Origin of the sequence: Streptomyces argenteolus (genome assembly GCF_042902585.1) — a bacterium.
GTDB lineage: Bacteria > Actinomycetota > Actinomycetes > Streptomycetales > Streptomycetaceae > Streptomyces > Streptomyces argenteolus.
Genome location: NZ_JBIBEG010000011.1, coordinates 198,804 through 222,417, shown reverse-complemented (window position 1 = coordinate 222,417; position 23,614 = coordinate 198,804). Strand labels below are relative to the sequence as shown.

The 23,614-nt window shown below is 72.4% G+C and carries 1 protein-coding gene; it reads left to right on the top strand.

The window, feature by feature from the left end; translation table 11 throughout:
- The first annotated feature begins 253 nt into the window (after nt 1–253).
- A complete protein-coding gene (locus tag ACFY8O_RS30490; protein ID WP_387908068.1) occupies nt 254–23,614 on the top strand; it encodes an SDR family NAD(P)-dependent oxidoreductase in 23,361 nt (7,786 codons plus the stop codon).

The window sequence follows — 23,614 nt, the reverse complement described above, 5'->3', positions numbered from 1 at the left end:
CATCGCGGCTGGTGAAAGCGCACCCCCGCAGGGAAGAACAGCGGACACCATGTTCGCGCGGAGCTCGCGAACGCAGGCTGCGCCATGCCGCCGGCGCAGGCCGACGGTCTGCCGTGGTGCGTCCGAGCAGCGTGCACCGTCGGAAACAGCTCACCACGGGAAAGTCCTGCCGGTTCGGCGCGCCCAGGTTCGGTAGTGGGCGGTCGTTTGTGCTGCGCCAAAACATCGCGAATGATAAGGGGAGTCTCCACTGATGCCGCAGTACGACCCCATTGCCGTCATCGGAGTCGCGTGCCGGTTTCCCGGAGCGGCCAACCACCGCCAGTTCTGGGACGTGATCAGCAACAACCGGTCCGAGGTCGGCGAAGTGCCGCAGGCCCGTTGGGACATGGGGAGAGTCGGGACAGCGGACATCTCCGGTGGAGGTGCGGAGCACTCCGGCCCCAGCAGGTGGGCCGGCCTGATCGACGATGTGGACGCCTTCGACGCGCAGTTCTTCCGCCTGTCCCCGCTGGAGGCGGAGAGCACCGACCCGCAGCAGCGGATCATGCTCGAACTGGCCTGGTCCTGTATCGAGGACGCGGCCATCGCGCCCGGAGCGCTGTCCGGACGGGACGTCGGGGTGTTCTTCGGGTCCTTCAACTCCGATTACAAGGAGCTCCAGGAGCGGCAGCTGCGCGAAGTCGCGGCGCATCACTCCACGGGAACGGCCGGTGCGGTCATCGCCAACCGGGTCTCCCACTTCTTCGATTTCCACGGGCCCAGCGTGGTCGTGGACACGGCGTCATCCGCCTCGCTGCACGCCCTCCACCTCGCCGTCCAGTCGCTGCACCAAGGAGAGTGCGCCCTCGCGCTCGCCGGCGGGATCAACCTCGTCCGGACCTCGGGCCGCCACACGTCGTTCGCCAAGGCCGGCATGCTGTCGCCCACCGGATCGTGCCGTCCCTTCGACGAGCGGGCCGACGGCTACGTCCGCGGGGAGGGCGGCGGCATCGTCCTGCTCAAGCCCCTTGCGGACGCCTTACGCGACGGTGACAACGTCTACGGCGTCATCAAGGGCAGCGCGGTGAACCACAGCGGCAGGACCCGCACCCTGACCTACCCCAGCGACGAGGCGCAGGCACAGGTCGTCGCGGACGCCATCACCCGGGCAGGGGTCTCCCCGGCCACCATCGGGTACGTGGAGGCGCATGGCACGGGGACGCCGACCGGCGATCCGGTCGAAATCGCGGGACTGGTCGAGGGCTTCCGCAAGGCGTGCGGCGAGACCGCGGATGTGCCGGAGAATCCTTTCTGCGGGCTGGGCTCGGTCAAGCCCAACATCGGCCACCTCGAGGCCGCCGCCGGGATCGCCGGACTGCTCAAGGCGCTGCTCGCCATGGAGCACCGGCGCATACCCGGACTGCTCGACTTCCAACGGCTGAACCCTCGGATCGAGTTGGACGGCACGCCTTTCTACATCGCCGACCGGCAGCAGGAGTGGGAGCCCTCGCGATCGGAGGACGGAGAGCCGCTGCCTCGCCGCGCGAGCGTCAGTTCCTTCGGAATCGGCGGCACCAACGCCCACGTCGTCCTCGAAGAGGCGCCCCCCACCGCACCGGCCGTCCCGCAGGACCATCACGCCTACCTCGTCTGCCTGTCCGCCAGGACCAGCACGGCGCTCCGGCGGCGGATCCGCGACCTACGCGAGTGGCTCGACGGCGACGGTGCCCAGGCGGACCTGGCCGACCTCGGTGCCACGCTGCTCCTCGGGCGCGAACACCTCGCCCGCCGAACCGCATTGGTCGTGCGCGACCGGGACGACCTCCGCGCGAAGCTGACCGTGCTGCTGGAGACCGGGCGAGCCGACGACTGCTTCCACGAGCCCGAGGACACCCCTGCGGGCGGTGAGCCGGCCGGAGCACCGCAGCCCGCCGCGGAGGACGTCCTGGACGCCGCCACCGACCTCTCCGCCGCCCAGTACCGCGAGCGGTTGCTGGACCTGGCGGAGTCGTTCGCCACTGGGCGCAACCGCCGGTGGGCGGAACTGTTCCGGGCGGTCCCGGGACGGCGGCTCCGCCTGCCGACCTATGCCTTCGACCGGCGCCACTTCTGGATCACGCCGGACGCCGCCGACGAGACCACCGCCCCCGGGGCACCGCTGCCCGCGCGGAGCGACGCATCGGAACACCCCCCGGAGGAGGAACGCGTGGCGGACCTGACCGAGCCCGAGCACCGTACCGAGCGGACGGGAACGGACGTCCGTGAACGGGTCGAGGCGGACCTCCGGAACCTCGTCGGCGACGTGCTGAAACTCGCCGCCGACGAGATCAACCCCGCGGACCGGCTGGCCGACCTCGGGTGCGACTCCGTCGGCAACACACAGCTCGCTCTCCGGCTGAGCGAGCACTACGGCATCGACGTCGCGCCGTCGCTCTTCTACACCTACTTCACCCTGGAGATGCTGAGGGACCATCTGCTCGAGGAGCAGTACGGTGACTCCGTATCGGGCAAGTACGCGGCCACCGACGGGCCCGCCGCCTCCGCGGAGCGGACGCGCACCGGGGAAGGAGAGGAGCCCGCGACCGGGTTCCGCCCCGCGGCGGCTCCCGACGCCGACGCCGACGACGGCCGCGACCACCGGATAGCCGTCATCGGCATGAGCGGGCGCTTTCCGCAGGCCCGCACGGTCGAGGCGTTCTGGCAACTGCTCGCCGAGGGCCGGGACGCGGTGGCGCCGCTTCCGGCGCACAGGCTGGGCAGCTGGGCGGGGACCGCGGGCGCCTCGGAAGTCAGGGGCGGATGGCTGCCCGGCGAAGCCGAATTCGACCCGCTCTTCTTCGAGATCTCCCCCCGGGAGGCCGAACACATGGACCCGCGGCAGCGGCTGCTGCTGCAGGAGGCCTGGCGGGCTCTGGAGGACGCCGGGTACGGGGCGCAGCAGCTCCGGGACAACACCATGGGCATGTTCGTCGGCGCCGAACAGAGCGACTACCCGGCCCTGGCCCGGGACGAGCAGACGCTGACCTCCGCTCACGACGGAATCCTGGCCGCCCGTCTCAGTTACTTCCTGAACTTCTCCGGGCCGGTGCTGACCGTCAACACCGCCTGCTCGGCCGGCCTGGCCGCCGTGCATCAGGCCTGCCTGAGCCTGCGCAGTGGTGAGTGCGACACCGCGGTCGCCGCAGGGGTCAGCCTGCTGGCCGGGTCCCAGTTCCACGAGCACGCCACCCAGGCCGGGATGCTGTCGCCCGACGGGGTCTGCTACGCATTCGACAAGCGGGCCAACGGCATGGTGATGGGGGAGGCGATCGCCGCCGTCGTGCTGAAGCCGCTGGCCAAAGCCCTCGCGGACGGCGACCGGGTGCATGCGGTCATCAGCGCCAGCGGCCTCAACCACGACGGCCGGACCAACGGCATCACCGCGCCCAGCCAGTCCGCGCAGGTAGCCCTGCTCGACTCCGTGTACCAGCGGTTCGGGGTCGACCCGGCCGACATCGAGTACGTGATCGCCCACGGCACCGGCACCCGGCTCGGTGACCCCATCGAGGTCAACGCGCTGACCGAGGCGTTCGGGCGCTACACCGACAACACCCGGTACTGCGCCCTGACCTCGGTCAAGACGAACGTCGGGCACACCCTGGCCGCCTCGGGCGTCGTCAGCCTGATCGCCCTGGTGCAGGCCCTGCGCCACCACACGGTGCCCGCCAGCCTGCACTCCGGTGAGGAGAGCGAGTACATCGACTGGGCGCGCAGCCCCTTCCACGTCAACAAGGAGGCCCGGCCCTGGCCGGCCCAACCGGGGCGTGAGCGGGTGGGCGCCGTCAGCTCATTCGGCATCAGCGGGACCAACGTCCACGTCGTGGTGGAGAGCCACGGCGACGGATCGGCCCCGCGGTCGGCGGTGACCCGGCCCTCGTACCTGCTCGCGCTGTCGGCGAAGACCGACGACGCGCTGCGCACCCGGGTCGAGGACCTGCTCGCCTTCCTGCGGGCCGGTGGCGCCGAGGAGGCGGGGCTGGGACGGATCAGCAGCACGCTGCTCGCCGGGCGGCACCACTTCGCGCACCGCTGTGCGCTGGTCGCGGCCACCCCCGAGGACGCCGAGCTGCTGCTGCAGCGGATACTCGACGGCAAGAAGGACCCCCAGGTCTTCCGCGGGCTGGCGGGAAGGGACTTCCGTGCACAGAACGCGCTCACCGAGCACGGCAACGAGCTGATAGGCCGGGTCCGCACGGGAGCCGACGACGTCCGGTACCGGGACGCGGTCCGCGCCCTGGCCGACCTCTACTGCCAGGGTTACGAGCTGGCCTGGGGGAACCTGTTCGACGTCCGGCCGCTCCCGTGCGTGTCATTGCCGGGCTACCCCTTCGCACGCGAGACCTACTGGGCCGACACCGCGAGGTCCGACGGCGCGACACCACACGCCCTGCCCGCGTCCGCCACCGTGCACCCGCTGCTGGACACCAACGACTCCACCCTCCGGGCGCAGCGCTACAGCAAGCAGCTCTCGGCGAACGAGTTCTTCCTTCGCGACCACGTCGTGGGCGGGAAGATCCTGCTGCCCGGCGTCGCCCACATGGAGATGGCGTACACCGCATCCCGGCTCGCCACCGGCTCCGACGAGGTCGTCCTGCGTGGCATCATCTGGGGCCGTCCGGTCGTCCTGGACGGTGCCTCCCGGCCCGTGCACATCGAGCTGACCCCGCTCGAACCGGACGTGCTGGAGTTCGTCATCCACGACGGGACCGTGGGAGAGCGCACCGTCTTCTCCCAGGGCCGGGCCGGCTACTCCGCCGACCCGGCCGCACGGGCGCGAGGCGCGATCGACCTTGACGCGATCAAGGCGCGGTGCACCGGCCGACGCGAGCACGCCGAGATCTACGCGAGCCTGCGGGACCTGGGGTTCGGATACGGCGAGACCTTCCAGGCCATGGAGACGCTGTACTGCGGCGAGACCGAGGCGCTGGCCCGGATCGTGCTGGACGACGGCCTGGAGGAGGAGTACTCCCGCTTCACCCTGCACCCCTCGCTGTTCGACGCGGCGCTCAACACCCTGCGGGGCATCGGTGAGCAGGACGGAGTGCTGCGCATCCCGTTCAGCCTCGAAGAGCTGGCGGTGTTCGCGCCCATTCCGCGCCGGTCCTACTGCCACGCCACCATCCACCGGATCGCCCGGGACGGCGCGATGAGCGTCGATCTCGTGATCTGCGACGACAGCGGTACCGAGTGCGTCCGCCTCACCGGCCTGGTGTTCAAGGAGTTCGCGGCCGACAAGAGCGAGAAGCTGCACTACTACGTGCCGCGGTGGGCCCGGGCGGACAGCCCCTCCGCCCACGACGCGCAACCCGTGGGCGCGGGGCGCACCCTGCTCCTCCTCGACGACGAGGACCTGCGCCCGAGCCGGCTGGCGGCGACGTACGCGGGCCGCGTCGTGCGGGTCCGGAGCGGCACCGCCTTCCAGGAGTCGGTACCGGACCGGTTCACCGTGGACCGCCGCAGCCCCGAGGACTTCGAACGGCTCCTGCGGACGCTGCACGATCGGGGTCAGCTGCCGCGGGCCGTCGTCAACTTCTGGCCGCTGAGCGGCGACCCCTCCGACCTCACGATCGAGCTGGAGGGTCTGCTGCACCTGTTCCGGGCCGTGCACCGGGCAGGCCCCGAACTGGAGATCCAGTACCTGGCGGTGCTGCCGGCACAGCCAGGGCCGCAGCGTGCGGCGGGCGAGGCACTGATGGGCTTCGGCCGGGCCATGACGGTGGTCGACCACCTGTTCCGGGTGGAGAGCCTGCAGATCCCCGACGCGCGGGACGCCGACACCACCGTCGACAGCGTGCTGCGGGAACTGGGCAGGGCCGAGAGCACCGCACCGCGGGGCTGGCACGAGATCCGGGACGCCGACGGCATCCGCTCGGAGCGGGTGCTGCGGCCGTGGACCGCGGGTCCGCGCGGCGCCGCGGAGCTGCCGCTGAAGGAGGGTGGCGTCTACCTGATCAGCGGGGGCGCCGGGGCCCTGGGGCTGCACCTCGGCACATACCTCGCCGCGCAGTGCCGGGCACGGCTCGTCCTGCTCGGCCGCCGGGAGCCGGACGCAGCACTGCGGGAGAAGATCACCGCACTGGAGGCCGCCGGGGCGGAGGTCCTCTACCTCGCTTGCGACGTGGCCGACCGGGCCGGTGTGGACGCGGCGCTCGCCGCCGCCCGGAAGCGGTTCGGCACGCTGGACGGCGTCTTCCACGGTGCAGGTGTCATCGGCGGCACCGGCGTCATGGACGTGGACTGGGCCGGTTTCGACGCGGTACTGGCTCCGAAGACGCGCGGGACGCTGCACCTGGACGAACTGACCGCCGCGCACCCGCTCGACTTCTTCCTCGTGTTCTCGTCCATCGCCGCCTACGTCGGTGACTTCGGACAGGGCAGTTACGCCGCCGCCAACCGGTTCCTCGACGGGTACGTCCAGCACCGGGAGGAGCTGCGGGCGCAAGGGCTGCGGCACGGCCGGAGCATCTCGGTCAACTGGCCGTACTGGGACGAGGGCGGCATGCTCGGCGAGCTCGCCGAGGACGGTCCCGCGAAGACCCTCTACCGCGACCACTCGGGTCTGCGAGGGCTGCGGACCGAGGAGGGCATCGGGGCGCTGCTGCAGATCCTGATGTCCGAGGAGACCCAGGTCGTCGTGACGAAGGGCGAGCGTCGGAAGATCGAGAACGTCCTGCGCGTCGAGGGGGCCGAGCGCGGCGGTGGGCAGCCGGCCGGGGCCGCGCTCCGGCCGGCGCCGGTGGCCGCGCTCGCAGCGAAGCCCGCGACCGTCACCCAGGCCGTGGAACCCGTGGCCGGGGAAGGCTCCGGCGAGCTGTTCGCCCGGACGGTCGAATACCTCAGGGAGCGGCTGTCGCAGGTGTTCCGGATTCCCAAGGGACGGCTCGACCCCGCGGCGGAGCTGGGGGAGTACGGCATCGAGTCCATCCAGATCATGGAGTTGATGCGGCTCCTGCAGAAGGACTTCGCCTCCATACCGGGGACGCTCTTCTTCGAGTACCGCACGGTCCAGGAGCTCGCGGAGTACTTCACCGAGCACCAGGCAGCGCGCCTGACCGAGTTGCTCGGAGTGGAGCAGCCCGCCGCGGCGGCTCCGCGGCCGGTGGGCTCGAGCGCACTCCCGGCCGCTGTGCCCGCCCCGCAGCCCGCGTCGCGGGACCGGTCCGCGCAGGTGCGGTCCGGCGCGGCCGACCCCGGCACGGCGGCGCGGGCGCAGGAGCCGGTCGGCCGCGCCGCAGGCCGCTCGCGCGACGTGGCCGTCATCGGCATCAGCGGCCGGTACCCCAGGGCGGGCAACCTCGACGAGTTCTGGAAGGTGCTGGAGCGCGGCGAGGACTGCATCGAGGAGATCCCGCCGCACCGCTGGGACAAAGACGCGTACTACGCGGCCGAGAAGACACCCGGCAAGAGCAGCAGCAAGTGGGGCGGCTTCATCGACGGCGCCGAGAACTTCGACGCGCTGTTCTTCAACATGTCGCCGCAGCAGGCCGCGCTGACCGACCCCCAGAGCCGGCTGTTCCTCCAGGCCGCCTGGGAAGCCATGGAGGACGCGGGGTACACCCGGCAGTCCCTGAGCCCCGACAAGGCCCGCAAGGTCGGTGTCTACCTGGGCATGATGTGGAACGAGTACCAGCTGTACAGCGGACAGGACGTCGTGCTGTCCGACCGCGCCGCTGCCTCCAACGCCGTCTCCTACTTCTTCAACCTGCACGGGCCGAGCCTCACCGTCGACACCGCCTGCTCCTCGTCGCTCTACGCGATCGCCATGGCGGTCGAGAGCATCCGCAACGGCTCCTCCACGCTCGCGTTCGCCGGTGGCGCGAACCTGTCGCTGCACCCCAACAAGTACGTCTCGCTCAGCCAGATGAACTTCTTCGCCGAGGACGGACGCTGCCGCTCCTTCGGTGAGGGCGGCACCGGATACGTACCGGGCGAAGGCGTCGGGTGCGTCCTGCTCAAGCCGTTCGACCAGGCGGTCGCGGACGGCGACCACATCCACGGGGTGATCCGCGGCGTCGCCACGGTGCACGGCGGCAAGACGAACGGCATGACCGTGCCCAACCCGCTGGCGCAGGCGGACATGATCGCCGCCGCGCTGGACGACGCCGGGCTGTCGGCCGAGGACATCAGCTACGTGGAGGGCCACGGCACGGGCACCTCTCTCGGCGACCCGATCGAGATCAGCGGCCTGACCCGGGCGTTCCGCAAGCACACCGACAAGAAGCAGTACTGCCCGATCGGTTCGGTGAAGTCGAACATCGGTCACCTGGAGGGTGCGGCCGGGATAGTCGCTGTGACCAAGGTCCTGCTCCAGATGCGGCACGGGATGCTCGTGCCCTCCCTCCACTCCGAGCAGCTGAACGCGTACATCGACTTCCCGAACTCGCCCTTCTACGTCCAGCACCGGTTGGAGCCGTGGGAGCGGCCCACCCGCATCGTCGACGGGGTGCAGCAGTCGCTGCCCCGGATCGCCGGCGTCTCGTCGTTCGGGGCCCACGGCGCCATCGCCCACGTGATCATCGAGGAGTACCCGCACGGGCAGGAGCACCCGGGCCGTGCGGCCCGGCCCCCGCGGCCGGAGCTGGTCGTGCTGTCGGGCAAGGACGACGAGCGGTTGCGGGAGAGGGCACGGAGGCTGCTCACATGGCTGGACGGACCCGGCCGCGACGCCGATCCGGCGGACCTCGCCTACACCCTGCAGACCGGCCGTGAGGCCATGGAGGACCGCCTCGCCCTGGTCGTGGACGGGCCGGAGGCGCTGCGGGCACACCTGCGCGCGTTCGTCGACGGTGAGCCGGAGGCCGCGAACGTCTTCCGGGGAGGCGTGCGGCAGAACAAGGACGCCGTAGCCCTCCTCGAAGCGGACGAGGAGATGCGTGACCTGGTGCAGCAGTGGCTCGCACAGGGCCGTCTCGACAAGCTGGCCAACGTCTGGGTGAAGGGCCTGGCCCTCGACTGGGCCGCCCTGGCCCGTGGCGCCGAACCGCGTCGCATCTCCCTGCCCACCTACCCGTTCGTCCAGGAACGCCACTGGCTCGACGCGCCCCCCGCGCTCGCGCCGCTGCCTCCGCGGGCGGCGGGCACCCCGGTGCCCGCACCCCGCCCCGCCACCGAGGAGGAGACCCGGCCGCTCGCCTTCGTGGAGGACTGGGAGCCGGCGCCCCTGGACGCGAGCACCACGGGTGCGCCGCGGGGCATCGTCTTCCTGTGCACCGGGACGGAGCGCCAGGCGGCGGTGGCGCAGGCCGTCCAGGCCCTCAGCCCCGGCCTGCACACGGCCTTCATCGGACACGGCGACGCCTTCCGGAAACCGGCTCCGCACCGCTACGAGGTCCGCCGCGGCGTGGCACAGGACTACCTGGAGGCCTTCCGGGACATCGCGGCGGGGCCGGCGCCCATCGACGCGGTCGTGAGTCTGGAGGCGCTCGAACCCGGCGCCGCCACCGACGACTTCAGCGACGTCGTCCTGACGGTGCAGGCACTCGCCGGCGCCGGGGTCGAGGCCGGGCGCTTCGTGGTGGCGGGGCAGTACCGCGACGGCCGGGAGCGCGCTCTGCTGGAGGCACATCTCGGCTTCGAACGTTCCCTGGGCCTGGTGATGCCCGGCCTGTCCGTGGCGGCCGTGCTCCAGGACGCCGCCGATCCGCTGCGGCCCGCGGACGCCGCCGCCTGGCTGGAGCGGCTGCTCGCCGAGTTGCGTCAGGAGCGGCCGGTCAGCGCGCTGTACCGCTCGGGGGGCCGCTTCGTGAGCCGCCTGCGGGAGGCCGCACTCGACGAGGACCGCCCCGGCGCCCTCCGGCACGGCGGCACCTACCTGATCACCGGCGGCTGCGGTGGGCTGGGGCTGATCGTGGCCCGGCACCTCGTGGAGCATTACGCGGCCAGTGTCGTCCTGACCGGCCGCTCCCCGCTGGACGCGACACGCCAGGAGGCGCTGCGCGGCCTCGCTGCCGGACAGCGGGTCCTGTACGTCCAGGCGGACAGCTGCGACACGGACGCCATGAAGCGGGCCGTGGCCCAGGCGCGGGAGCGGTTCGGGGCCCTGCACGGCGTCATCCACGCGGCCGGTGTCCAGGGGGAGGGCAGTGTCCTGCGGAAGGACCTGCGGCCCTTCGCGGACGTCCTCGAACCCAAGATCCGCGGGACGATGGCCCTCGACGGGGCGCTGGCCGGCGACGACGTGGACTTCGTCTGCTACTTCTCCTCCACCGCCGCCGTCATCGGTGACTTCGGCACCTGCGACTACGCGGTCGCCAACCGCTTCCAGATGGCCTACGCACGGCACCGGGACGCCGAGGCGCGGGCGGGCCGGCTTTCCGCCCGGACCGTGGTCGTCAACTGGCCGCTGTGGCGCGAGGGCGGCATGGGCTTCGACCACGACACCACCACGATGCTGCTGAAGTCCAGCGGCCAGGACTTCCTGGAGACCCCGGTCGGCCTCGCCCTGTTCGAGCGGCTGCTGTCCCAGGACGCCCCCCAGCACCTGATCCTGGTCGGCAAGCCGACCCGGGTGGCGCGCTTCCTGGGGCTGACGCCGCCCGTCGGCACCCCGACGCCACCGGAGGCGACCGCGACCCCGCCGGCCGTCTCCGCTGCGGTGGGCGGCACGACCGGTGGGCCGACCCCCGACATCGAGGAACGCCTGGCCCACGACCTGCGGCGGATCGTCAGCGCCGCGGTCGGCCTGTCCCCCGACCGGCTCTACGAGGACGACAACCTGGCCGACTACGGATTCGACTCGGTGAGTCTCGCAGGCCTGGCCACCGGGCTGGGCAGGCACTACGGCATCGAGGTCACCCCCGCCCTCTTCTACAGCCGTTCCACGCTGCGCAAACTGCGGGAACACCTCGCCACCGAGCACCGCGATCTCCTGGCCGCGTTCTACGGCGACCGCGGCGCTCACGAGCCTGCCGCCGCACCGGCCGCTCCTGCCCCGGAGCAGGCCGCACCGCGGGAGGAGCCGGGCCCCGCCGACCGGCCGCGGCCCGGCACCGGGCCGGAGCACGCCGCCGGACCCGTACCGGACGCGGACGCGGACCCCGGCGGGCTCGGGCAGCGGACGGCCGACGACGACGCCATCGCTGTCATCGGCATGAGCGGGCGGTTCCCCGGCGCCGACAACCCCGCCGAGCTGTGGTCCGTCCTGGCGGAGGGCCGCGACGTCGTCCGCCCGGTCACCCGGGAGCGCCTCGACCTGTGGGGCGAGCCGCACGACAGCCCCTTCGCGGCCGTCCGCGTCGGTCAGGTGTCCGCTCCGGACGAGTTCGACCCGCTGTTCTTCGAGATTTCCCCCAACGAGGCCCGCACCCTCGACCCGCGCCAGCGGCTGCTGCTCCAGGAGTCGTGGCGCGCCCTGGAGGACGCGGGCTGGACGCCCGCGGCGACCCGCAGGGTCGGCATGTTCGTGGGGGTCGAGCAGGGCGACTACGACACCCCGGACCCCGCGGCGGGCAGCGTCACCGCCAACCACGACGGCATCCTCGCCGCACGCCTGTCGTACCTGCTCGACCTGAGCGGTCCCGTCATGGCCATCAACACGGCGTGCTCGTCGGGGCTGGTGGCCGCGCACCAGGCCTGTGCGAGCATCCGCAACGGCGAGTCCGACGTCGCCCTCGCCGCCGGGGTCAGCCTGATCACGACCTCACAACTGCTGACCCGCACCCGGCAGGCCGGCATGCTGTCCGAGGACGGCGTCACCTACGCCTTCGACCGGCGCGCGAACGGCATGGTCCTCAGCGAGGCCGTCGCCGTCGTGGTGCTGAAGCGGCTGTCGGCAGCGGTGGCCGACGGCGACCGGATCCACGGCGTCATCCGCGCGAGCGGCATCAACTACGACGGCCGGTCCAACGGCATCACCGCTCCGAACGGTGATGCCCAGAGCGCGCTGCTGCGCGACACGTACCGGCGGTACGGCATCGACCCGGGCGACATCGAGTACATGGTCGCCCACGGGACCGGCACGCGGCTCGGGGATCCCGTCGAGGTCAACGCCCTCAACGACGTCTTCCGGGGCTTCACCGACAAGCGGCAGTACTGCGCCTTGACGTCGGTGAAGCCGAACGTCGGTCACACGCTCGCCGCCTCCGGACTCGTCAGCCTCATCGGCGTCCTGCAGGCCATGCGCCACGAGACGATCCCGGGATCCCTGCACTGCGCCCAGGAGAACGAGTACATCGAGTGGAAGAACAGCCCGTTCTTCGTCAACAAGGTGAACCGGGCGTGGCCCGAGGCCGCCGGGCGCAGACGGATCGCCGCTATCAGCTCCTTCGGCATGAGCGGCACCAACGCGCACATGGTCGTGGAGAGCCGCCCGGTACGCGAAGAGGACGAGGTCATGGAGATGCCCGCTCACCTGCTGGCCCTGTCCGCGAAGTCCGAGGAGTCGCTGCGGCAGCGTGTCGCCGACCTGGTGGACTTCCTGGAGGACCCCCGCCACCAGCACGGCCTGCGTGACGTCGGCGCGACACTGCTGGACGGCAGGTCCCACTTCCGGCACCGCTACGCCGTGGTGGCCCGCGACCGCGCCGAGGCGGTGCGCCTGCTGCGTGCGCGGGGTGCGGGCGGGCAGGACCCCGACGTCTTCACCGGCGAGGTGCCCAAGGACTTCGCACCGGGCGCCGCGGCCCGGCGGGCCGGCGAGCGCCTGCTGGAGGCGGCAGCCGAACCGGACCGGGACGACAGCACTCTGCGGGACGCGCTGCGGGCTGCGGCGCGGGCGTACTGCCAGGGGTACGACCTGGAGTGGCGCCGGCTGTTCGGTGGCCGCCGCACCACCCCGGTCGCGCTGCCCGGCTACCCCTTCGCCCGCAAGCGGCTGTGGCGCCCGCGCACGACACGGCCCGCGCCGGGCGGCCTGTTCGCCGCCGCGCCCGGTCGTGCCGACGCGACGGGCCGCCGGTTCGACACGGTGCTCACCGGATCGGAGTCCTTCCTGCGCGACCACGTCGTGGCCGGCGAGAAGGTCCTGCCGGGCGTCGCCCACCTGGAGCTGGCCCGCGCCGCCCACGCCGCGCTGCCCGCCCGGCGGGACACCCCGGCGGTCGCGGTCACGCTCCGCGACGTCGTGTGGCTGCGGCCGGTGAGGGTCGCGGACACGCCGCTCGACCTCTACGTCGAACTGGAACCGGACGGCGCCGGGGGAAGCCCCTACCGCATTCTTTCGCCCGGCGCCGACGGGCCCGTCGTGCACAGCCAGGGCCGCATCCAGTCCGGCGCCGCCCCGGCGACACGTCCGCGCCTCGACCTCGCGACACTGCGGACCGAGTGCGGCCGTTACGAGATGGCCGCGACGGAGGCGTACCTCGTCTACCGGCGCCAGGGCATCGCATACGGGCCCTCCTTCCAGGGACTGAGGCGACTCCTGGTGGGGGACGCCCAGGTCCTCGCCGAACTCGCGCTGCCCGAGGCGCCCGCGTACGGTCCCGGAACCCACGTGCTGCCCCCAGGACTGCTGGACGCCGCACTGCAGGCGTCCATCGGCCTGCGCCACGGCACCGGCCTCCGCCTTCCCTACGCGGTCAACGCGGTGGAGATACTGGGCCCCTGCGAACCGGTCATGTGGGCGTGGCTCCGGAGCACCACCGACAGCGGCGACACGTTCGACGTCGACCTGTGCGACGCGCTGGGCGAAGTCCGCCTGCGGTTCCGGGCCTTCAGCACCCGGCCGCTGCGCTCGGTGGCCGGACCGCCGCCGACGTCCCGGCAGCCCGCCCGGCCCTGCGCCGGGGGCCCGTTGCTGCTCGAACCGCGCTGGGAGCCGGCGGACCCCGCCCTGTCCGCGGACGGCGACGGGCCGCAGGGCCGGACGCTGCTGGTCGGTGCGGACCCGGAGGAACTGGCCGTTGCCCTCACCGGGCGCGGGGAGGACGTGGACGTGGTCCTGCTGCGGGCCGAGGACACCGTCGACGGTCTGCGCGAAAGGCTCGCGCGGGGTGGGCCCTACGACGGCGTCGTGTGGATCGCGGGCGGAGGCACGACGGTGCTGCCGGAGAACGAGGACCTGATCACCGGCCAGGACGCGGGGGTGTACGCCGGATTCCGCCTGGCGAAGGCCCTGCTGGCCGCCGGCTACGACAAGCGGGACCTGCGGTGGACCGCCCTGACCGTCCGCAGCCAGTCGGTCGTCGACACCGACCGCGTCGACCCGACCCACGCCGGCGTGCACGGCCTGCTGGGGTCGTTGGCGAAGGAGAACCCGCGGTGGCGGGTGCGGTCGGCCGACGTGGAGGCGCTGCGGGACGACGTGCTGAGGGAGGCGTTGCGGCTGCCGGCGGAACCGTCCGGGGGCAGTTGGGCGCACCGCGGCGGGCGCTGGTTCCGGCAGGTCCTGGCACCGGTGCCGTCCGACGCGCCCCCCGCGCACGCGGTCCCGTACCGGCGCGACCGGGTCTACGTGGTCATCGGCGGCGCCGGCGGCCTCGGCGCGGTCTGGACCGAGCACGTCGTACGCACCTACGGGGCACAGGTGGTCTGGATCGGCCGCCGCGCCGAGGACGACGCCATCCGGGACAGGATCGCTGAACTGTCCCGTCTGGGTCCGGCGCCCTGGTACCTGCAGGCCGATGCCACCGACAGGGAGTCGCTGGCGTCCGCCGTCGCACGGATCAAGGCGCGCTTCCCCGAGATCAACGGCGTCGTCCACTCGGCGCTCGCGCTGCTGGACCAGAGCGTGGCCAGGATGCCGGAGGAACGGTTCCGTGCCGCCGTGCGCGCGAAGGTGGACGTCAGCGTCAGGATCGCGCAGGTCTTCGCGGACGAGCCGCTGGACTTCGCGCTGTTCTTCTCCTCGACCAACTCCTTCCACCGGTCCGCTGGGCAGAGCAACTACGTGAGCGGCTGCGTCTTCAAGGACGCCTTCGCCAGGCTGTGGCAGCAGACCCGCCCCACCACGGTGAAGGTGATGAACTGGGGCTACTGGGGCAGCGTCGGCGTCGTCGCCTCGTCCGCGTACCAGCAGCGGATGGAACAGAGCGGCATCGGCTCCATCGAACCCGCCGAAGGGATGGCGGCGCTGGACCTCCTGCTCTCCGGGCCGTACCACCAGCTCGCCCTGGAGAAGACCACGGCTGTTCGAAGCGCCGATGACGCCCCCCGCCCCACCGGGTCCGACGGGCCGGTCGACGAGCGGCTGCAACGCGTGCTCGCGGACTCCGGCAGCGCCCGGGGCTTCGACGACGATCTGCTCTGCGCACTGCTCCTGCTGCAGTTGCGGACGCTGGGGATGGACCGCGCCGCCGGGCCGGTCGCCGGCCTGAGGGCCGCCCTCGATCCCGCCGGTGGTTACGAGCGCTGGCTCGCCGAGAGCTTGCGCATCCTGGCGGAGCACGGCTACCTGGAGTACGGCCCCGAGCGCTACACCCTGACCGGCCGGGCGCGTCTCGACAGTGCCGAGGTGTGGCAGCGCTGGGACGAGGTGTGCCGGCGGAGCGCGGGCACCAACCCCTACGTCAACCTGCTGGATCCGGTGGTCCGCGCGTTGCCCGAGGTTCTCGCGGGCCGACGGGCCGCGACCGAGGTGATCTTCCCCGCGTCGTCGATGAAACTGGTCCGGGGCGTGTACCAGGACTGCGACAGCGCCACGGCGCTCAACGAGCTCGTGGCGGATCTGGTGGCCACCCGCGTCGAGGTCCTGCTCGACCGCGACCCCGAGCACCGCGTCCGCATCTTCGAGATCGGCTCCGGCACCGGCGGCACCAGCGAGAAGGTGCTGAGCCGGTTGACGCCCTACCGCGCGAACATGGCGGAGTACTGCTACACCGACGTCTCCCAGTACTTCCTGCGCCACGGGCGGGAGGAGTTCGCCGCCGACCACCCGTACCTGCGGTTCGAGCTGTTCGACGCGGAGCGCGCCCCGGAGGAACAGGGAATGGGCGGAGGCGGATACGACATCGTCCTCGCCACCAACGTCCTGCACGCGACCCGCGACGTCCGGGCTGCCGCGCGGAACGCGCGAGCCCTGCTGGGCCCGGACGGCGCCCTGGTCCTCAACGAACTGGCGTCGCGCACCCCGTTCCTGCACCTGACCTTCGGACTGCTCGACGGCTGGTGGCGCTACGGCGACGCCGAACTGCGCATACCGGGCTGCCCCGGGCTGGCCCCTGAGACCTGGCAGCGGGTGCTGGGGGAGGAGGGCTTCGGCGCCGTGTCCTTCCCCGCCGCTCCCGTGCACGACGCCGGCCACCAGATCGTGGTGGCCGACGCCGGCGCGCTGACAGGCGCGTCCGACCCCGCACCGCGGAGTGCGGACGACACGGAGGAGCGGGTGCGGTCCGTGATCGTCACCCGGCTCCAGACGTCGCTGGGTCTGGACCGGGGGGAGATCTCCGAGGAGGACTCCTTCGCCGACTACGGCGTGGACTCCATCCTCGGCGTCGAACTCACACAGCAACTCAGCGCCGACCTCGGCATCTCGCTCTCCGTCACGGACCTCTTCGACCACAGCTCGGTGCGCGCGCTGGCGCGTTACGTGGCGGAGCACCACCTCGACGTGGCGCCGCTCCCGGCTGCGCCGGTACCCGCTGCGGTCCCGGCGGCCGTTCCCCCGCCGCCACCCCCGCCCGCCGCACCGGCAGCGCCCGTGGCAGCCGTGCCCGCGGTCACCCCGCCCGCCGCGACCGGCCTGCCGCGAGCGGCGGTGCCCGCGGCGGTCACCGACCCGGCCGGCGAGCCGGTCGCCGTCATCGGCATGAGCGGGAGGTTCGGCACGGCCAAGGACACCGACCAGTTGTGGCAGTACCTCGCCGAGGGACGCAGCATGGTCGGCGAGATCTCCCGCTGGGACATGTCGTCCTTCGTGGCGCCGGGCGCGTCCCACCCCCGGTTCGCCTCGCTGATGGACGACATCGACCAGTTCGACCCCCTGTTCTTCCAGATATCCGGCCTCGAAGCCGCCTATATGGACCCCCAGCAGCGGGTGGTGCTGGAGGAGGCGTGGAAGGCACTGGAGGACGCCGGTCACGCGGGCGACGCCCTCCGAGGCCGGTCCTGCGGCGTCTACATCGGCACCCAGGTCAGCGACTACCTGCCCGGCTCCAGCGAGGACGCCCCGGCCCAGGCCATGTGGGGCAACGCCGCGGCGATCATCCCGGCCCGCCTGTCGTACCTCCTCGATCTGCGGGGCCCCGCCATCGCCGTGGAGACGGCGTGCTCCGGCTCGCTCGTCGCCCTCCACCTCGCGTGCCAGGCACTGCGGACGGGCGAGGTCGAGGCGGCCCTGGTCGGCGGCGTGTCCGTGCAGTGCGCCCCCGACTACTATCTGAACGCCCACAAGGCCGGGATGCTGTCGGAGACAGGCCAGTGCCACACCTTCGCGGAGGGTGCGGACGGCTTCGTCCCCGGCGAGGGCGTCGGCGTCGTCGTGCTCAAACGGCTGCGGGACGCCCTCGCCGACGGTGACCACATCCACGGCGTGATCCGCGGATCGGGCATCAACCAGGACGGGACGTCCAACGGCATCACGGCGCCCAGTGCCAAGGCGCAGGAACGCCTGGAGCGCCAGGTCTACGACACCTTCGGCATCGACCCCGCCGGCATCCAGCTGGTCGAGGCGCACGGCACCGGCACCCAGCTCGGCGACCCCATCGAGTTCCAGGCGCTGACCCGCGCGTTCCGCCACTACACCGACCGACGCGAGTACTGCGCCATCGGCTCGGTCAAGACCAACATCGGGCATGCCGCGCCGGCCTCGGGGATGGCGGGACTCATCAAGATCCTGCTCGCCCTTCGCCACCGCGAGCTGCCCCGCAGCCTGCACTTCGAACAGGGCAACGCCCACATCGAGTTCACGGGGAGCCCGTTCTACGTCAACACCGAGCACCGCCCCTGGACGGCCGAGGCGGGCCGGCCCCGGCGCGCGGCACTCAGCTCCTTCGGGTTCAGCGGGACCAACGCCCACGTGGTGGTCGAGGAAGCCCCCGAGCCGGCGCGCCGCGACACCGCGCACGCTCAGGAGCACCTGGTGGTGCTGTCCGCCCTGTCCCCGGAGCAGTTGCGGACGCAGGCGGAACGGCTGGCCGCGCACGTGCGCCGCCATCCCGACCTGGACCTGGGCGACGTCAGCGCGACCCTGCTGCGGGGCCGGCGCCACTGCCCGGTCCGGCTGGCGTGCGTGGTCCGCGACACCGCCCATCTGGCGGCGTCGCTGGACCGCTGGCTCACGGACGGACGGGAGGAGGAGGTGCGCACCGCCGACCTCACGGAGAACGCGGTGACCCCGCAGCGCGCTCTGGAGCAGTTCGGCGAGAGCAGCCTGCGGGCGTGCGCCACGGGCGTGACCGGGACGGCCCGCCGGGAGCACCTGGACGCCGTATGCGCCCTCTACCTGCAGGGCTACCAGCTCCGTTACGAGCAGCTCTTCGAGAGCGGCACGTACCGTCGCGTCCCCCTGCCGACGTATCCGTTCCTACGGCAGCGCCACTGGCTGCCCGCGGAGGGCGGTTCCCGCGGCCCCGCGTCCCCCCGGCCCGCCGACCGCACGCCCGCGCCACTCCCGCGGGCAGGCACCGGCCATCTGGCGCTGGCCCCGTTGTGGGTGGGGGAACGGGCCCCGGAGCCGGGCCCCGGACAGAACGTCCGCGGCGGCACCCTCGTCGTGGGCGGGAGCGCGGCGGAGCGCGCCGCCCTGGCGGCCGAGTGCCCCGACGCGCACGTCGTCGCCGACGGCTCGGCGAGCACCGTGTCACTGACCGAGCAGGTGCGGGGCGCGGGCGGCGTCCGCCACCTCGTGTGGCTCCCCCCGACGGACCCGGGCGAGGAGTCCGACGCGCTGCTGCGACGGACCGACGCCGGCGTGATCGCGTTCTTCCGCCTGATCAAGGCGTTGCTCGAACTGGGCTACGGTGAAAGGGAGCTGAGCTGGACCGTGGTCACGCGGCAGACCCAGCCCGTACGCCAGGGCGAACCGGTGCTGCCCGCCGACTCAGCCGTGCTGGGCCTGGCCGAGGTCATGGCGAAGGAATTTCCAAACTGGCGCCTGGGCGCCTTCGACCTGGGCGCTTCCGACGAGCTGCCCGCCCGGGCCCTGCTCGCCGCCCCGACCCCGACCGTGCGGGCGCTGCGCGACGGCCAGTGGTTCCGTCGCGCCCTCTACCAGGTGGAGCTGCCCCAACCGGCCCACCCGCCGTACAAGGAGGGCGGGGTCTACGTCGTCCTGGGCGGGGCCGGCGGCATCGGCCGGCTCTGGAGCGAGGACCTGATCCGGCGCTACCGGGCACAGGTCGTCTGGATCGGCCGCCGGGAGGAGGACGCCGGCATCCGGGCGGAGATCGACCGGCTGGCCGCGCTGGGACGGGCTCCGTGGTACGTCCGGGCCGACGCCGCCGACATGGACTCCCTGCGGAGCGCACACGCCCTGATCCAGGAGCGGTTCGGCACCGTCCACGGCGTGGTGCAGTCCGTCTTCGGCCTGGTGGACCAGAGCCTGCCCAACACGACCGAGCCGCAGTTCCGGCAGGGCCTGAGCGCGAAGGTCGACGCCAGCATGTGCATGGCGGAGGTCTTCGACGCCGACGGCCTCGACTTCATGCTCTTCTTCTCCTCGATCGCGTCGGTCAACCCGTCCAGGGGCTACTGCAGTTACGTGGCCGGCAACGCCTTCGAGGATGCCCTGGCCCGCCGGCTCGCCGGCACCCGTCCGTACGCCGTGAAGGTGGTCAACTGGGGCTTCTGGGGCTCCGTCGGCAGCGGCCTGGACGTGCCGGAGCACGTGCGGGAGCGCATCTACCGGCTTGAGGGCCTCGGAGACATCGACCCCGCGCTGGCGATGGACGCGGTCGAGCGGCTGCTGGCCGCTCCTCTCGGGCAGATGGCCTACCTCAACACCAGCGAGCCCGGGCGGTTCGAGGGCTTCAGCGATCACGAAACGCTCCGCGTGCTGGAACCGGCGGCGTACCGCGGTGAGCCGCTCACACCGCTGCTGCCCGCGCGCGGAGAGCAGCTTCGGACCGTGGAGGCACAGGCCAAGTCCACGTTGCGGCTGCTGGACGAGCTGCTCCTGCGGCTCCTGTGGTGCGCGCTGGACGGCCGCGGCTGGATCGGGACGGGAGCCGTCGACGCGGACTCCCTGCGGCAGGCCGGCGGGATGCCGGCGAAGTACGACCGCTGGGCGTCGGAGACCCTGAAGCTGTTCGCGCGTCAGGGCTGGCTCACGCCGAGCGGGTCCGAGGGCCGCTACCGGGCGACCGCGGCGGGCCCCGTCGATCCCGACGCCACCGCTGCCGAATGGGAGCGCCGCCGGGGCGAATGGCTCGCCGACCCCGAACTGCGCGCGTCCGTCGACCTGGTCGACAGGACGCTGCGCGCGCTGCCGGACGTCCTCACCGGCACGGTCCCCGCCGTAGACGTGATCTTCCCCGGCTCCTCGCTGGAGCTGGTCGAGGGGATCTACAAGAACAACATGATCGCCGACTACTTCAACGACGTGGTGGGCGACTGCGCCGTCGCCTACGTCGAGGGCAGGATCGCGCAGGACCCCGCAGCCCGCGTCCGCATCCTCGAGATCGGTGCCGGAACGGGCGGCACCACTGCCACGGTCCTGCGCCGGCTCCAGCCCTACCAGCAGCACATCGGTGAGTACTGCTACACCGATCTCTCCAAGGCGTTCCTCCTGCACGGCCGGCGGGAGTTCGGCGCGCACAGTCCGTTCCTGCGCTGCGAGATCTTCGACGCCGGCCGGCCCGCCGCCGAGCAGGGGTTCGACGAGGGCGGGTACGACCTGGTCATCGCCACCAACGTGCTGCACGCCACCGAGGAGATCCGGACGTCCCTGCGCAACAGCAAAGCGCTGCTGCGGGCCGGTGGGGGCATGGTCGTCAACGAGATCGACGGCCACACCGTCTTCGGGATGCTCACGTTCGCGCTGCTGGACGGCTGGTGGCTGCACGACGGTGATCTGCGCGAGACCGGAGGGCCCGGCCTGCGGCCCGAGACCTGGCAGTCGGTCATGGAGTGGGAGGGGTTCGAAGGCGTCGAGTTCCCCGCACGCGACGCGCACCCTCTCGGCCAGCAGGTGGTGGTCGGCTTCAGCGACGGGGTGATCCGGCGGCCTCTCGGCGCGCAGCAGCGTTCAGCGGCCCCGCCGCTGCCCGAGCCGCTCCCCGTACCTCCCACCGGAGCACCGGCCGCCGCCGCGCAGCCGGAGGCGCCGGCCGAAGCAGCCCTCACGGACGGGGCGGTACTCGGCGACGCCGTCCGCACCTATCTGAAGGAGCTGGTCGCGCGGACCCTCCTGATCCCGGCCGGATCCCTCGACACCCGAGAGCAGCTGTCGGCCTACGGCATCGACTCCATCCTCATCCTTCAGCTGCTGACCAGCCTCAAGAAGGATCTGGGGGAGACGAGCAGCACTCTGTTCTTCGAGTACCGCACGATCGAGGCGCTGACGGAGTACTTGGTCACCGAGCGGGGCGAGGCTGTGGCCCGCGCCCTGGGAGTGGACCGGGATCCGGCCGCCGAACAGGGGGCCGCGGCGACCACCGCCCAGGTCACCGCGCAGGCGCCGGCCGACCCGGCCTCGCGGCCCGGGCCCGCCCGCGCGCCGGGTCGCCCCGCACCGCTCCCCGCGCGCACCGGTGGCATCGCCATCGTGGGAATGAGCGCGCGCTTCCCCCAGGCCGAGAACCTCGACGCGTTCTGGGAGGTGCTGCGCGAGGGCCGGAACACCGTAACGGAGATACCCGCCGACCGGTGGCCGCTCGACGGCTTCTACGAGCCCGACAAGGAGGAGGCCGCGGCGAAGGGGAGGAGCTACAGCAAGTGGGGCGCCTTCCTCGACGGATTCGCCGACTTCGACCCGCTGTTCTTCGAGATGACGCCGAACGACGCCACGGAGATCGACCCGCAGGAGAGGCTGTTCCTCCAGGAGGCGTGGCGGGCCTTCGAGCACGCCGGCTACAGCCGGAGCCGCCTGGAGCGCGAACACCGCTCCCGCGTCGGCGTCTTCGTGGGGATCACCCGCGCCGGACACAACCTCTACGGTCCCGGACGCTGGCAACGAGGCGACACCGCCCAGCCCTACACCTCCTTCGGGTCGGCAGCCAACCGCGTCTCGTTCAAGCTGAACCTCAACGGTCCGAGCATGCCCATCGACACGATGTGCTCCTCGTCGATGACCGCGCTCCACGAGGCGTGCGAGCACCTGCTGCACGGCGACTGCGAACTGGCGGTGGCGGGCGGGGTGAACCTCTACCTGCATCCGTCCAGCTACGTCAGTCTGTGCGGTCTGCAGATGCTCGCCGACGAGGACAAGTGCCGCAGCTTCGGCGCCGGCGGCAACGGCTTCGTCCCCGGGGAGGGCGTGGGCGCGCTCGTGCTCAAGCGGCTGGAGGACGCCGAGCGGGACGGCGACCACATCCACGCGGTCATCCGCGGCACCAGCATCAATCACGGCGGGACGACCAACGGCTACACCGTGCCGAATCCGGTGGCCCAGGGCCGGGTCGTTCGGGACGCGCTCGACCGGGCGGGCATCGACGCCCGCACGATCAGCTACGTCGAGGCACACGGCACGGGTACCGCGCTGGGCGACCCGATCGAGGTCAACGGACTGACCCGGGCGTTCTCCCGAGACACAGGGGACCGGCAGTACTGCGCGATCGGGTCGGTCAAGAGCAACATCGGCCACGCAGAGGCCGCCGCCGGCATCGCGGGCGTGTTCAAGGTCGTGCTGCAGATGCGGCACCGGGAACTGGCCCCCAGCCTGCACGCCGACGAGGTCAACCCGCACATCGACTTCGACGCGACGCCCTTCGTCGTCCAGCGCAAGGGCGCCGAATGGAAGCGGCCCGTCGTCACCGTCGACGGCGTCAGCTCCGAGGTGCCCCGCCGGGCCGGTGTCTCGTCCTTCGGCGCGGGCGGCTCCAACGCCCACGCGGTGATCGAGGAGTACGTCCCCGACCAGCCGGACCCCGGGACCGTCCGGTCCGGCGGTCCCGTCGTGGTCGTCCTGTCCGCCAAGGACGAGGAGCGGCTGCGGGACCAGGCGCGCAGCCTGCTGGGCGCGCTGGCCGAAGCGGAGCGGACCGGGGCTTCGCCGGCCGACGTCGCGTACACCCTGCAGGTGGGACGCGAGGCCATGAGCGAGCGGCTGGGGACGGTCGTCAGCTCGTTCGCCGAGTTGAAGGACCGGCTGGAGGCCTTCGTGGAGGATCCCGGGGGCGCCTCCGGGGTGCACCGCGGCCGGGCCGCACGCACCGACCGGGCGCTGACGGCTCTGACCGCCGACGCGGACATGAGCGCGGTCGTCGGGACGTGGCTGGCCAAGGGCCTGTACGCCAAGGTCCTCGACCTGTGGGTGCACGGCTTCGAGATCGACTGGGGCAGCCTCCACCCGGCAGGGGCGGCGCGCATCGTCCCGCTGCCCACCTACCCCTTCGCCCGGGAGCGGTACTGGATCGCGGAGCGGCCGGTCGACGGCGGCCTGCCGGACACACTCCCCGTCGCCCCGGACGGCGAGGCGGCGGACGACCTGCCGGATGCGCTGGTCGACGACCTCCTGGACGAGGTGGTGAGCGGCTCCGTCGGCGTCGCAGCCGCCGCCGAGCACCTCCGACGGTCCGTCCTCGACGGCACCGCCCGGACCATCGACAACGAGGGGCGCTGA

Coding starts and splice junctions, on each gene's coding strand:
- ACFY8O_RS30490 (WP_387908068.1), top strand. CDS start 254: ATGCCGCAGTACGACCCCATTGCCGTCATCGGAGTCGCGTGCCGGTTT.